Annotated in this window: 8 protein-coding genes; 1 reads left to right on the top strand and 7 read right to left on the bottom strand. The window is 66.7% G+C overall.

The features are described from left to right. Positions 1-31 precede the first annotated feature (31 nt). The 4 genes from ABQZ00_RS07195 to ptsP form a co-directional block, all read right to left on the bottom strand. Positions 32-1,309 carry a carbohydrate porin gene (locus tag ABQZ00_RS07195; RefSeq protein ID WP_323520080.1) on the bottom strand — a complete coding sequence of 426 codons (1,278 nt, stop codon included), beginning with the start codon at positions 1,307-1,309 and terminating at the stop codon, positions 32-34. Between the two features lie 171 nt (positions 1,310-1,480). Then, positions 1,481-3,220, bottom strand: coding sequence for a PTS fructose transporter subunit IIC (locus tag ABQZ00_RS07200; RefSeq protein WP_323537226.1), 1,740 nt, complete (start codon positions 3,218-3,220; stop codon positions 1,481-1,483). Positions 3,221-3,370: 150 nt separating this feature from the next. Continuing rightward, positions 3,371-4,327 carry a 1-phosphofructokinase gene (gene pfkB / locus ABQZ00_RS07205; protein WP_323537225.1) on the bottom strand — a complete coding sequence of 319 codons (957 nt, stop codon included), beginning with the start codon at positions 4,325-4,327 and terminating at the stop codon, positions 3,371-3,373. Further along, positions 4,324-6,840: a phosphoenolpyruvate--protein phosphotransferase gene (ptsP, locus tag ABQZ00_RS07210; protein ID WP_323537224.1), complete on the bottom strand. Its 2,517-nt coding sequence runs from the start codon at positions 6,838-6,840 to the stop codon at positions 4,324-4,326. The genes pfkB and ptsP overlap by 4 nt, the downstream gene beginning before the upstream one ends. Before the next feature lie 161 nt (positions 6,841-7,001). Here ptsP and ABQZ00_RS07215 point away from each other — a divergent pair, with 161 nt between their 5' ends. Then, positions 7,002-8,000, top strand: coding sequence for a LacI family DNA-binding transcriptional regulator (locus ABQZ00_RS07215; protein WP_115513231.1), 999 nt, complete (start codon positions 7,002-7,004; stop codon positions 7,998-8,000). Positions 8,001-8,986: 986 nt separating this feature from the next. Here ABQZ00_RS07215 and ABQZ00_RS07220 read toward each other — a convergent pair. From ABQZ00_RS07220 to ABQZ00_RS07230, 3 genes are read right to left on the bottom strand one after another with little or no spacing between them, the layout of a single operon-like run. Further along, positions 8,987-12,157, bottom strand: coding sequence for a multidrug efflux RND transporter permease subunit (locus ABQZ00_RS07220; RefSeq protein WP_055851747.1), 3,171 nt, complete (start codon positions 12,155-12,157; stop codon positions 8,987-8,989). 12 nt (positions 12,158-12,169) lie between these two features. Beyond that, positions 12,170-13,486 (bottom strand): efflux RND transporter periplasmic adaptor subunit, encoded by a 1,317-nt coding sequence (locus ABQZ00_RS07225; protein ID WP_055851751.1) that lies wholly within the window; start codon positions 13,484-13,486, stop codon positions 12,170-12,172. A gap of 14 nt (positions 13,487-13,500) precedes the next feature. Next, positions 13,501-14,160, bottom strand: a complete 660-nt coding sequence (locus tag ABQZ00_RS07230; RefSeq protein ID WP_055851754.1) for a TetR/AcrR family transcriptional regulator — start codon at positions 14,158-14,160, stop codon at positions 13,501-13,503. Positions 14,161-14,342 lie beyond the last annotated feature (182 nt).

Below are 14,342 nucleotides of genomic sequence, written 5' to 3' on the forward strand. Positions count from 1 at the left end.
ATGCGCGCAACGCGCGCAGCTTCTCGACGGCTCACAAATTCCAATCGATCCGCATGCCAGCGATCAGCGCGTTCTTCAGATCGTTGGTGCGTGTCGGCTCGTTGAACTGGTCTGGGTTGATCACGTAATGCAGGTTCGGCGCGATGCGCAGGCGCTTGGTGACCTGGATGCCGTAGCTGAGCTCCATCATGATCTGGTTGTCGGCGGGGGTGCCGGTGCCGCCGGCCGAGGCGCGGGCCAAACGCAGGTTTTCCAGCGCTTCGTCGCTGTATTTCTGTTGGGTGATCACGAAGGCGATGTTGTCTTGCGGGCGGCTGGCGAAGGTGCCTTTCTGCACCAGGCCCAGTTGTACGAAGTGATCTTCGATGGCTTGGCCGCCGGTACTTTGCAGAATCGCGCCGAAGACGGTGAGGCCGCGGGTGCCGGAGGGGTCGGGGTTGGTGACCTGCTGCTCGAAGCGACCGAACAGGCCCGAGCGGCCCTGCTTGTTTTCATAGCCCAGCCCACTCAGCACGGCAGGGTTGCCGTTGCGGTCGCGCAGCGGGTCGGTGTAGTCGGAGTTGTCCTGCCAGCCGCCGAGTTCGTACATCGCGGCCATGCTGCCGTCGCCGCCCTTGTTCTTGTAGCCGACCGCATAGGGCACCACCACGCCGGTGGTGTCGTCGGTGCTCCACTTCAAGCCGTGCTGGCCGTCCTGCGCCTGCACCGGGTTCACTTCATACGCGCCGACATGCACATAGACCTTGGGCGTGACCCAGGCGGTGGCGTGCGCGGCCCAGCTGGACACCGGCCAGTAGGTGAAGTTGCTGGTGCGGAATACGAAGGTGGGGTTGCCGCAGGCCGAGTTGCCCTGGAAGTACTGGCACAGGTCCGAGCCGAGGAAATGGATGTTGGCGACGCTGCGGCCGGCTTCCAGTTCCAGGCGGTCGTTGAAGAGTTTTTGCAGCAGGGTGAAGTTGGCCAGACGCGTGCCCTGGCCGCCGTAGATTTCCTGCACCGAGGTGCTGTTGCCGATGCTGCTGTTGGACAGATTAGTGCCGTGACGATTGGAGACGTAGAGCTTGATGGTGGCGCCGTTCCAGCCGAACAGGCGGTCCATGTCGACATCGGTGCCGACCATCAGCTGGCCGGCGTAGGCATCGCCGCTCTTGCGGCCGCCGTCGATCATCGAGGCGGCTTCGCCGGTGTAGCCCAGCTTGAGCTTGAAGGCATCGGCGGCGTCCTGCGCCTGGGCGAGTGGGGCGATCGCCAGCGCGAGCGACAGGCACAGCAGGCGGGGATGGGCGCGGCGGGAGGGCAGGGCAGTCATGGCGGGACTCCGAACAAAGAGGGCGTGGCCAAGGTGGCGAACGCGACAGCACGTGGGTGGGCAAGCCGCTGGCGGCGCACATCGGTACGCGGCGCAGCGGTGATCGATCAGGGATGACGCGCATCCGGCGCGTCGGATGCGGCGGCCACCGGCCGCCGCAGGGTGCTGACGTCAGGCGATGACGTCGGCGACCGGCTTCTTGAGCACGCGCAGCGCAATCGCGGTGACCGCCACGCCGGCCAGCAGTGCCAGCACATACATCGCAAGGTGAGTGACGGCATTGGGAATCAGCAGCACGAAGATGCCGCCATGCGGAGCCTTGAGCTCGGCGCCGACCGACATCGAAATCGCGCCGGCCACGGCCGAGCCGATCATCAGCGCCGGAATGGTGCGCAACGGGTCGCGCGCGGCATACGGGATGGCGCCTTCGGTGACGAAGGCCAGCCCGAGCACGCCGGCGGCCGTGGCCGAGCCGCGTTCTTCGACGGTAAAGCGGTTGCGGAACAGCCAGGTGGCCAGCGCGATGCCCAGCGGCGGAGTCATGCCGGCCACCATGGCGGCGGCCATCGGGGTGTAGACCTGGCTGGCGATCAGACCGGTGGAAAACGCGTAGGCGGCCTTGTTGACCGGCCCGCCCATGTCGAAGGCCATCATGCCGCCCAGCAACAGGCCCAGCAGCAGCGCGCTGCTACCTTGCATGCCACGCAACCAGGCAGTGAGCCAGGCCAGCAGGTCGGCGACCGGTTGGCCGAACACGTACATCATCGCCAGACCGACCAACAGGGTGCCCAGCACCGGCAGGATCAATACCGGCTTGAGTCCTTCCAGGTTGCGCGGCAGCTTGATGTAGCGGTTGAGCGCGGCCACGCCGTAGCCGGCGATGAAGCCGGCGATGATGCCGCCGAGGAAACCGGCATTGAGATTGGCCGCGACCAGCCCGCCGATCATGCCGGGCGCGATGCCGGGGCGGTCGGCGATGGAGTAGGCGATGTAACCGGCCAGCGCGGGCACCATCAAGGTGAAGCCGGCCTTGGCGCCGATCTGAAACAGCGACCAGGCCAGCGTGCCCTGATGCGCGTCGTCGCCGGCATAGATGCCGCCCAGCGCGAAGGCCAACGCGATCAACAGGCCGCCGGCGGTGACGAACGGCAGCATGAACGACACACCGGTCATCAGGTGCTTGTAGGCGCCGGTGCGACCGTTGCCTTTGCTATCCGATGTGGCGCTGGCGCCTGCGACCGGGGCTGCGCCGCCCTGCACGCCGGCCTCGGCCAGCGCCTTCTGGATGAGTGCGGGGCCATCGTTGATTGCCGGCTTGGTGCCGCTCTTGAACAGCCGCTTGCCACCGAAACGGGCCAGGTCCACTTCGCGGTCGGCGGCGATGATGACAACGTCGGCCGCGCGGATTTCCTCGTCGGTCAACGCGTCCTGCGCGCCGACCGAGCCCTGCGTTTCCACGCGCATCTGGTAGCCGAGCTTCTTTGCGGCTTGCTGCAGGCCTTCGGCGGCCATGAAGGTGTGCGCGATGCCGGTGGGGCAGGAGGTGATCGCAACGATGCGCTTGCCGCCTGCGCCGGATGCGTCGGTCGCTGCCGATGCAGTGGTCGCGGTGGGCACGGCGAGCTGGCTGACGGCAGCGGCCGGGTCGTCCAGTACGGCGCCCAGGCTCAGCTGCAGCAGTTGTGCGTCGCCGAAGCGTGCGGTGTCGGCATCGGCATCGCCGACGATCAGGACCTGCGTGGCACCGCTGGCCAGTTCGGTCGGTAGCGCACCGAGCACGCCCTGGTCGCTGCGGATTTCGATCGTCACGCTGCGCCCGGCGGCGGTGGCCGCGCGGCGCAGCGCCTCGGCCGCCAGAACGGCTTCGGTACTGCGTTCGCCGGCGGCGATGACCACGATGGAAGAGGACATGGCAAAACTCCTGCTGTATTGCGGTCGCCGGTGTGGCCGGCGGGGGGAATTGGGGGCGTTACGCGTGCGGGTGGCGCGTGCCGGGACGACGGCGGTCCGAATAAGCCGCGGACACCTGCGTGCCGGTCGCTGCCTTGTGGAAGGCAGCGTTCACGACAGCGTCTCGATCACGACTTCGGCCGCAGCACGGCGCACGCCATCGGCGCTGAGCCTGCGCGCATCGCCGCTTTCCAGCCGACACATCGAAAACGCCGTGGCCAGCCGTGCGCACTGCTCCAGATCGGTGCTCGCATCCAGCAGCGCAGCGGCCAGGCCGGCCACCATCGCATCGCCTGCGCCAACGCTGCTGCCGTGCGCCAGGCGTGGCGGACGCGCGATCAGTCGCTGGTCGCGCTGCACGAACAACGCACCGTCGGTGCCCATCGAAATCACCACCAGCTGGATGCCGCGTGCCAGCAGTTCATGCGCAGCGGCGCTGAGTGCGGCGCGATCGGTGAGCGGGCGGCCGGTCCAGGCTTCCAGTTCGTGGCGATTCGGCTTGACCGCATAGGGCAGTGCATCGCGTGCTGCGCTCAGTGCGGCCACCAGCGGTGCGCCGCTGGTATCGAGCAACACGCGGGCACCGGCGGCGCCGGCCTGCGCCTGCAGCTGCGCCCAGCTGTCGTCGGGCAGGCCGGCCGGCAGGCTGCCGGACAACACCACCGGCAGGCCGGGGCGCAGCAGCGGCGCGAGTTGATCGGCCACGCTTTGCAGATGCGCGCTGGTCAGTTGCAGGCCGGGCAGGTTGATGTCGGTGGTGTCGTTGCTGCGCGCTTCCACCAGTTTGAGATTGGTGCGGGTTTCGCCGGCCACGCGCTGGCAGTGGTCGACGATGCCGCGCTCGCGGAACAGCGCTTCGAACACGCCGGCATTGCCGCCGCCGAGCACGCCAAGTGCGGCCACATCGGTGCCCCAATCGGCCAGGCACGCCGCCACGTTGATGCCCTTGCCGCCGGCATCGTTACGCACGCTGCTGGCGCGATGCACTGCGCCGGGCTGCAGGCTGTCGAGCCGGATGGTCTGGTCGATCGCCGGATTCAGCGTGACAGTGAGGGCCTGCAAGCTCATGCCATGCCCTCGCGCTTGGCTTCCAAAGCGCGCACTTGCTCGGCGGTTTCGCAATTGAGCGCCTGCTCGGCCAGCTGCTGCAATTGGCCGAGCGAAGATGCCCGCAGGCGCGCCTTCACCGCGGGGATGTCGTTAGGCGTCATCGACAGTTCCTGCACGCCCAGGCCGGCCAGCAGGCTGGCACCGAACGCATCGCCGGCCAGGCCGCCGCACACGCCAACCCAGCGCTCGTGCTTGCGCGCGCCGTCGATGGTGCTGCGGATCATGCGCAGCACCGCCGGATGCAGGCTGTCGGCTTCGGCGGCCAGCTCCGGGTTCTGGCGGTCGATCGCCAGCACGTACTGGGTGAGGTCGTTGGTGCCGATCGAGAAGAAGTCCGCGTGCCGCGCCAGCACGTCGGCCTGCGCGGCGGCGGCTGGTACTTCGATCATGATGCCGATCGGAACCTCCGGTGCATCCAGCTCGGCGCGGATGCGTGCGCAGATTTCGCGCAAGGCGATCAGCTCCGGCACCGAGGTGATCATCGGGAACATGATCGACAGCCGCGCCCCGTCCTTGGCCGCGCGGTACAGCGCCCGCAGCTGCGGCTCCAGTAGGTCGGGGCGACGCAGCAGCAGGCGCGCGCCACGCACGCCCAGGAACGGGTTTTCTTCGTGCGGCAATTCAAGATGCGCCACCTGCTTGTCGCCGCCGATGTCCAGCGCACGCACGATCAACGGGCGGCCGTCCAAAGCCTGCGCCATGGCGCGATAAGTCGCGTACTGCTCGTCTTCGGTGGGCGTGCTGCCGCTTTCCAGGAACAGGAACTCGGTGCGCATCAGGCCGACGCCTTCTGCACCTTGGGTGAGCGCCATCGCCACCTGGTCGGGCAGGTTGACGTTGGCGCCGATGTCGATGTGGTGGCCGTCGGTGGTTTCGGCCGGCAAGGCGCGCTGCGCGGCTTCGCGCTCGCGGATGGCCTGTTGTTCGGCGATGTGGGTGCGTGCCGCGTCCAGATCTTGCGCGGACGGGTTGATGTACAGGCGCCCGCTGCTGCCGTCGATGATGGCGGTGGCGCCGTCTTCGATCTCCAGCAACTGGCCGCCGGCCGCGACCAGCGCCGGTAGGCCAAGGGTGCGCGACAGGATCGCGGTGTGCGAGGTCGGGCCGCCCTGTGCGGTGGCCAGGCCGAACACACGTGCGGTGTCCAGATTGGCGGTGTCCGACGGCGACAGGTCGCTGGCCAGCAGGATGCAGGGCTGGTCGGGCAAATCAGTCAGGCCGGCGCCCGCTGCAGACGGGTCGAGCTGGGCCAGCACGCGGCGACCGACATCGCGCAGATCGGCCGCGCGGCCGGCCAGCACCGGGTTGCCTAGCGCGGCCAGGCCGGAGGCGATCTGTTCCACCGCCTGGTGCCAGGACCACGCCACACCATGGCCTTCGACCATCAGCTGGCAGGTGCGGGTGATCAGGTCGGTGTCGTTGAGCAACTCGGCCTGGGCCTTGAAGATGGCCGCGTCCGAGGCGCCGAGACGGCGCTGGGTGTCGTCCTGGATCGCCGCCAGCTGCTGGCGGGTGCGGGTCAGCGCATCGTGCAGCTGTGCGCCGCCATCGCCCAGGCCCACCGGCTGGTCGGCCACCTCGGTCTGCGCCGCACGCAGGCGGTGCACGATGCCGATCGCCACGCCCGGGCTGGCGCCGATGCCGACGATGGCCGGCTGCGCCTGCGGCGGGGTCCAGCCGACCACCGGTGCGGCGCGGCGTTGCGCGGCACGTTCGGCATCGGCCTTCTCTTGTGCGGTCAGGCTGTCCATCACCGAGCGCAGGCGCTTGAGCAGCGCCGCCGCATCGTTGCCTTCGGCCGAGACGGTGATGCTATCGCCAACACGCAGGCCCAGCTGCAGCAGGCCGACCAGGCTCTTGGCATCGGCGGCTTGGTCGCCGGCACGCACCTGCGCACGCGCAGAGAAGCCGCGCGCGGTTTCGGCCCAGCGCGTGGCCGGGCGCGCATGCAGGCCGCTGGGGTAGGCGATGGTCCACTCGAAGCGTTCGGCCAGATCGGTGGCCGGCGCGGCGCTGGTGTCGGGCGCGCGGTCGCCGGTGAGCGCCGACACGATCACGCCGGGGTCGTCGGTGGTGAACAGCGCTTCCAGCTGCGCCGGGTCCTGGATCAACCGGGTCAGCCGGCGCAGCAGGGTGATATGGGTGTCGGATTGAGCGGCGATGCCCACCACCAGCCGGGTGATCTGGCCGGGGTTCCATTCCACGCCCTCGGGCAGCTGCAGCACCGCGATTCCATCGCGGTGCACCAGGTGACGGTCTTCGCCCACCCCGTGCGGGATGGCCAGGCCATGGCCCAGGAAGGTATTCGCCAGGCCTTCGCGGCGTCGCATGCTGGCGTCGTAACCGGGTGCCACGCAGCCGGCGGCGACCAGCAATTGCGCAGCCTGGGCGATGGCATCGTCCTTGTCGCGGGCGTGAGCACGCAGGCGGATGAGCTCGGGAGTGACGGGGGCTGGCGACGGAGAAGACAAGGCGGGCTCCGATGGGGGGATCAGGCTGGGAAGTATAGTGGGAACGTTCCCACGATCCAGGTCAATGTGCAGTGCACAAAATCCTTGTAGTGCTTTCGGGTTAGCATCGGAACTGACACCGCGCCTGGGTCAGGTGCGCAAATGGAGCGGGAACGGTCCCAGTGAGTATCAGCATCAATGACGTGGCCCGGGTGGCCGGTGTGTCCAAGTCCACGGTCTCGCGCGCGCTGGGCACCGGCCCGGTGAGCGAGGAGGTGCGTGCCAAGGTTGAGGCGGCCGTCCGTCAGACCGGTTACCGCCCCAATCTGATGGCGCGGCGATTGCGATCCCAGCAGTCCGGCATCCTCGGCGTGATCGTGGCCGATATCCGCAACCCGTACTTCACGTCCCTCATCCGTGCGGTGGAAGAGGTTGCTTACCGTGCCGGTATGCGCGTCACCCTGTGCAATACCGATGAAGATCCCGAGCGTGAGGCGCTGTATCTGGAGCTGATGCAGGAAGAGCGCATCACCGGGCTGATCTTCGCCCCGACCCGGGTGACGGTGGGGCGCATGCACGAACTGGCCCTGGATTACCCCACGGTGCTGGTGGACCGTGCCGGCCCCGGCAGCCGCTACGACAGCGTGGTACTGGATAACGCCGCGGCGATGGGCGAGTTGGTCACGCATCTGCAGGCGCAGGGATACCGACGCATCGGCGGGTTGTTCGGCAGCACCAGCACCACCGCGGCCGAGCGCCGCGACGGCTATCTGGCGGCGATGCGGAGGCAAGGACTGACCCCGGACTACCGCGAAGTGGCGCCGACCGCCGAAGCGGCGATTGTCGAATTGGAACAGTGGCTGGCAAGCGACAGCCGTCCCGAAGCCATCGTCACCAGTAACAGCCTGCTGCTGATGGGCGCATTGAAAGCCGCGCGCACCGCCGGCCTGCGGCTGCCGCAGGACCTGGCCCTGGCCGGCTTCGACAACGAGCGCTGGACCGACCTGGTCGAACCGGGCATCACCGTAGTCGAACAGCCGGTCGAAGACATGGGCCGCGCCGCGATGTCGTTGCTGCTGGAACGCCTGAGTAACCCGCAGCTACCGATCCGCCGCATGGTCATGACCGGGCGTTGCGTGGTGCGCGGTTCGACCGCTGCCCGTGCACCCGATCAGACGTAGCGAGCGATAGACCACCGAGCGATACACCACCGTAGGAGCGCACCCGGGCGCGACCAAGCCTTACCGACAGCCCTGATCGCGATCGATAAGGCCCCATCGCGCCCAGGTGCGCTCCTACAGTGCAATGCCAGTGCGGATCGCAACAATGCCAGGGCGGATCGCAATGCATGTGGGAGTGACGACCTGCGCGTGACGTGCGCTGCCGTTTCCGATCATCGCCATCTCGTAGGAGCGCACCTGGGCGCGACGGGCGTTACCGATAGAGCGTTCGCGCCCAGGTGCGCTCCTACAGTGCAGTGCCAGGGCGGGCCGTAACAATGCCAGGGCGGATCGCACTGCATGTGGGAGTAACGACCTGCGCATGACGTGCGCTGGCGTTTCCGATCATCGCCATCTCGTAGGAGCGCACCTGGGCGCGACGGGCGTTACCGGTAGAGCGTTCGCGCCCGGGTGCGCTCCTGCATTGCAATGCCAGTGCGGATCGCAACAATGCCAGCGCCGGTCGCACTGCACCTGGGAGTAACGACCTGCGCATGACATGCGCTGGCGTTTCCGAGCATCGCCATCTCGTAGGAGCGCACCTGGGCGCGACGGGCGTTACCGGTTAAGCGTTCGCGCCCGGGTGCGCTCCTACAGTGCGATGCCAGTGCGGGTCGCAAAAATCCTAGGGCGAATCGCAACGCATGTGCGAGTAACGACCTGCGCATGACGTGCGCTGGCGTTTCCGATCATCGCCACCTCGTAGGAGCGCACCTGGGCGCGAGGGGCGTTACCGGTAGAACGCTCGCGCCCGGGTGCGCTCCTACAGTGCAATGCCGGTGCGGATCGCAACAATGCCAGCGCCGGCCGCACTGCATGTGGGGGTAACGACCTGCGCGGCAGGTTGCTAGTGCGGGTGCCTGCCGTGTGCTGCCCCATGCCAAGGACAGCACGACAAAAAAGCCCCGGCATTGCCGGGGCTTTTCGTCTTGCAATCAAGCGATCGATCAACGATCCGGACGGTGCGTGCCGGAGTCGTTCTGTGCGACCAGATATTCCTTGGACTGCTCGTCCAGCTTGTCGCCCAGCATGCGGCGCACCACCACAAAGAACAGCGGGATGAAGATCACGCCGAGCACGGTGGCGAACACCATGCCGCCGATCACGCCGGTACCGATGGAGTGACGCGAGTTGGCACCGGCACCGGTGGAGATCGCCAGCGGCAACACACCCAGGATGAAGGCGAACGAGGTCATCAGGATCGGGCGGAAACGCAGATGCGCCGCTTCCAGGGTCGCCTCGCGCAGGGTCTTGCCCGCCGCGCGCTGCTCCACTGCAAATTCCACGATCAGGATCGCGTTCTTTGCCGCCAGACCAATCACCGTGATCATGCCGATCTTGAAGTACAGATCGTTCGGCAGACCGCGCAGCATCGAGAACACGATCGCACCCAGCACGCCGATCGGCACCACCATCAGCACCGCCACCGGAATCGACCAGCTCTCGTAGAGTGCGGCCAGGCACAGGAACACCACCACCACCGACAACGCCAGCAGCAGCGTCGCCGCGTTACCGGCAATGATTTCCTGGTACGACATGCCGCTCCAGTCGAAACCGAAGCCCGGCGGCAGATCGTTGTTGACGATCTCTTCCATCGCCGTCATCGCCTGACCGGAGCTACCGCCCGGGGCAGGGTTACCGACGATGTTCACCGCCGAATAGCCGTTGTAGCGATTCAGCGCCGGCGAGGCGTACGTCCATTCGGCCTTGACCACGTTGCTCAGCGGAATCATGCCGGGCTGGCCATCGGCACCCACCGCCGTCGTGCTCGGGCTGAAGAAGTTGCGCAGCGACTCGGGGCCGGTACGGAACTGATCGTCGGCACGGATGTTGACGCGCTTGATGCGGCCTTCGGAGAAATAGTCGTTGACGTACACCGGTGCCAGCATCAGTTGGATCGAGCTGTAGATGTCGCTGACTTCCAGACCCATCGACTGCGCCTGCACGCGGTCCACATGCAACTGCAACTGCGGCGAATTTTCCAGGCCGTTCGGGCGCACGCCCACCATGGTGTCGGCCTTTTGCGCTGCCTTGCCGAGCACGATGTTGCGCGCCTGGGTCAAGGCTTCCTGGCCTGCGCCGGAGCGATCCTGCAGCCACATGTCGAAGCCGCCGAACTGGCCAAGGCCCTGCACGGTCGGCAGGTTGACCACGAAGATCTGCGCGCCCTTGATGCCGTAGAAGGCACCGTTGAGTTGCTGGATCAACTGCTCGGCAGTGACGTCACGCTCGTCCCACGGCTTGAGCCGGATGAAGCCCATGCCGACGTTTTCGCCCGAGCCCAGGAAGCTGAAACCGGCAATCTGCAGCATGCCTTCCACGGCCGGCTGCTTTTCCAGCACCGCACGCATTTGCGCAAACGCTTCGTTGGTACGGATCTTGGTGGCGCCCGGCGGCAACTGCACGATGGCCACCGCAAAACCCTGGTCTTCTTCCGGCAGGAAGCTACCCGGCATGCGGGTGAACAGGAAACCGCACAGCACCACCAGCACTACGAACACGATCATCCACGGCGGCGAGCGCTTCAGCGTGTGACCCACCACGCCGACATAGCGATGCGCCAGCTTGTCGTAGTACTTGTCGAAGGTGCGGTAGACCCAGTTCTTCTTGTCCGAATGGGTGGGCTTGAGGAAGCTGGCGCACAACGCCGGCGTAAAGGTCAGCGCCAGGAACGCGGAGAAACCCATCGACATGGCGATGGTCAGCGCGAACTGCTTGTAGATCGCACCGGAGGCGCCGGGCTGCAGCGAGGAGGGGATGAACACCGCCGCCAGTACCACGGTGATGGCCACCACCGCGCCGGTGATCTGGGTCATCGCCTTCTGCGTGGCCGCCTTCGGCTCCAGATGCTCCTCGCTCATGATGCGTTCGACGTTCTCGATCACCACGATCGCATCGTCCACCACGATGCCGATCGCCAGCACCATCGCAAACAGGGTGAGCTGGTTGATGGTGAAGCCGATGGCGTACATGCCGAAGAAGGTGCCCAGCAGTGCCACCGGAATCACCAGGGTCGGGATGACCGTGGCGCGGAAGTTCTGCAGGAACAGCAGCATCACCAGGAACACCAGCACGATGGCTTCCACCAGCGTGTGCACCACTTCCTCGATGGAGATGCGCACGAAGGTGGTCGATTCGTACGGCGCAAACCAGGTCACGCCCTGCGGGAAGGTGGGCTGCAGTTCGTCGAGCTTGGCACCGACCGCCTCGGACACGTTCAGTGCGTTGGCGCCCGGCAGCAACTGGATGCCGAAGGCACCGGTGGGCTTGCCGTTGTACTGGGTATCGAAGCCGTAGTTGCTCGGCCCCACGGTGACCCGCGCGACATCCTTCAGGCGCACCGTTGCACCGTTGTTGTCGGTGCGCAGGATGATGTTCTCGAACTCTTCCGGCGAGCTGAAACGCCCTTCCGCCGATACCGTGGCAGTAAAGCTGATGCCTTGCGGCGTGGGGTCGGCACCGACCGAACCGGCCGCGAACTGCACGTTCTGGTTACGTACTGCGGTCAGCACCTGGGTGGCTGACAGGTTATAGCCCTGCAGCTTCTCCGGGTTCAACCAGATGTTCATCGCGTACTCGGCGCCGAACTGGTTGGTGCTGCCGACGCCGGGAACGCGCGAAATCTGCTCGAGCACGCGCGAGCCGACGATGTCGTTAAGCGCATCGCGGTTGATCGACGGGTTGTCCGACCGCAGTGCCGCCACCATCAGGAAGCCGGCGTTGGCCTTGGCCACCACCACACCCTGCTGGGTGACTTCGGACGGCAGGCGCGGCGTGGCCAATGACACCTTGTTCTGCACCTGCACCTGCGCGATATCCGCGTCGGTGCCGGTTTCGAAGGTCAGGGTGATGGTCACGCGGCCGTTGGAGGCCGACGAGGAGTTGAAGTACAGCAGGTGGTCGATACCGGTGAGCTGCTGCTCGATGACCTGCGTCACCGCTTTTTCGGCGGTATCGGCGCTGGCACCGGGGAAGTTGGCGGTGACGGTGACCTGCGGCGGGGCGATCGTGGGGTACGACTCGATACCCAGATTCAGGATCGAGATCACGCCCGCAAGCGAGATCAGGATCGCCACCACCCAGGCAAAGATCGGGTGTTCGATAAAAAACTTAGGCATGTCCGGGTTCCGTCACTGCTGCTTGGACTGGGAGTCGGCCGGTTGCGCGGCCGCATCCTGCTTGGGCTGTTCCTGCGCTGCCGGTGCCGCGGCATCGGCTGCGTTTGCAGCCGGTGCGGCCTTCGCATCGTCAGCCTGGCCTGCGGCCGGAGCCGCGCCAGGTGCACCGGGCTGACCCGGCTGGCCACCGGCGGCCGGCTTGTTCGGATCCCACGGCACGCCCTTGGCTGGCTGACCTTCCTTGGCCTTCTGCACGCCATCGACAATGATCTGGTCGCCCGGGGTCACGCCGCCGGTCACGATCCACTGGCCCTTTTGCTGGCCGTCGACAGTGAGGTTCTTGCGCACCACCTTGCCGTCCTTGCCCAGCACCAATGCATAGGCGCCCATCGCATCGCGCTGCAGCGCCTGCTGCGGCAGCAGGTAGGCATTGTTGCGCTGACCCAGGCTGGCCTTGAAGGTGACGAATGCACCCGGCAGCAGCGCCAGTTCCGGGTTGGGCAGGGTCGCGCGCAGCGATACCGCACCGGTGCTCGGGTCCACCGTCACTGCCGACACGTCCAGCGTGCCGGGGTGCGGGTACAGGGTGCCGTTGCCCAGCTCCACGTTGATGGTGGACTTGCCGTCGCCGCTGAGCTGCACGTTGCCGCTGCTCTGCGCCTGGCGCAGCGCGGCGAGTTCTTCGCTGCTCATTGCAAAGTTCACGTACAGCGGGTCGATCTGGTCGACCGTGGTCAGCAGGGTGGCTTCACCCGAGCCGACCAGCGCGCCTTCGGTGACCCGCTGAATGCCGGCACGGCCGGTGATCGGGGAGGTGACGCTGGCGAAGCTGAGCTGGATGCGGGCGGACTCGACCAGGCCACGCGCCTGCTGCACGTTGGCCCCGGAGGAGCGCTCGGTGGCTTCGGCGTTGTCGATGTCGGCGCGCGAGACGTATTGCTGCGGCGCCAGGCTACGCGCGCGCTTGGCGGCGACCTGGGCGTTGGCGTAGGTCGCCTGCGCGGCGGCCAGCTGGCCCTGTGCCTGCAACAGCGTGGCACGCAGCGGCATCGGGTCGATCTCGAACAGCGGCTGGCCTTCCTTGACGTCGGTGCCTTCGGTGTACAAGCGCTTGAGCAGCACGCCGTCTACGCGGGCGCGCACGTCGGCCGAGCGGAACGCCGACAGGCGACCCACCAGGTCGCGCTCCAGCGGCAGCGTCTGCGGCTTCATTTCCAGCACCGACACTTCCGGCGGCGGCGGCGCCTGCTGTTGTTCGGGCTTGCTGCAGGCAGCGAGCGCCACGGTGATGGCCAAGGCCAGGCCGAAGGTGCGGAGCGGGGCAATCATCAGGAGGAACTCCGTTAGGGTCTTGAAGTGAGAAGAGCAAGCGGGGCCAGCGCAGGCGCGGCGTTGGCCGCGGCAAACGCCCGCAAAAAGGTATCGACGGCGAACTGCGCCCACTGCTGCCTGGCGGCAAGGCCGGCGCGATGGGGAACCTGAAACCGTTGGCGATCGAAATCCAGCCCGACGATCATGCTGAGCAGCAGCTCGGCCATGAAGTGCGGATCGTCATGGCGCAGCTGGCCGGCGGCCATCGCTTGCTCGAAGCGATGCGCCAGGCGTTGCTGCATACCGACGACGCCCTCCTGGAAGATCTGCTGGGATTGATCGGGGAACCGGTGCGACTCGGCTTCCACCAAACGACAGGTCTGTAACACATCCGGGCTGTTCAGACGGTCAAGATGGGCCAGCGCGAAGGCCAGCAGATCTTCGCGCAGATCGCCTGACACCGCGTCCAGCGGTACCGTGGCCAGGTGCACGTGGTCCTGCAGGACATCGCGCAGCAGATTCTCTTTACAACCGTAATAGCTGTAGAGCGTTTGCTTGGAACAGCCGGCGCGCTCGGCCACCGCGTCCATGCTCAGCCGCATGCCGCGCTCGGCAAGCAACGTATGCACGGCAGCATGGATGCGGCGATCGCAGTCCGAACGCCGGGCAGCACGGGGGGAACGAGGAGTCATGGCGGTAGACTATACCGTCCAGTTTAGTTTTTAAACAGCCTTGACGATCGCAGTTTGGTCTGCGCAACGCCTTGTGTGCCAAGCATTCGACCGGACTTTGCCGGATCTGGCGGTCCGGCGACCCTGCGGCCGGCCAGGGGTGGGGAAACTACAGAGCCATACGGCTTTTGCGCCACTGCCGC

Source organism: Xanthomonas sp. WHRI 10204, from assembly GCF_040202875.1.
In the GTDB taxonomy this organism is placed as follows: domain Bacteria; phylum Pseudomonadota; class Gammaproteobacteria; order Xanthomonadales; family Xanthomonadaceae; genus Xanthomonas.

Bases quoted from the DNA above. Each gene is read 5' to 3' on its own strand.
- pfkB (WP_323537225.1), bottom strand. From the start codon at position 4,327: ATGAGCTTGCAGGCCCTCACTGTCACGCTGAATCCGGCGATCGACCAG.
- ABQZ00_RS07200 (WP_323537226.1), bottom strand. From the start codon at position 3,220: ATGTCCTCTTCCATCGTGGTCATCGCCGCCGGCGAACGCAGTACCGAA.
- ABQZ00_RS07230 (WP_055851754.1), bottom strand. From the start codon at position 14,160: ATGACTCCTCGTTCCCCCCGTGCTGCCCGGCGTTCGGACTGCGATCGC.
- ABQZ00_RS07195 (WP_323520080.1), bottom strand. From the start codon at position 1,309: ATGACTGCCCTGCCCTCCCGCCGCGCCCATCCCCGCCTGCTGTGCCTG.
- ABQZ00_RS07225 (WP_055851751.1), bottom strand. From the start codon at position 13,486: ATGATTGCCCCGCTCCGCACCTTCGGCCTGGCCTTGGCCATCACCGTG.
- ABQZ00_RS07220 (WP_055851747.1), bottom strand. From the start codon at position 12,157: ATGCCTAAGTTTTTTATCGAACACCCGATCTTTGCCTGGGTGGTGGCG.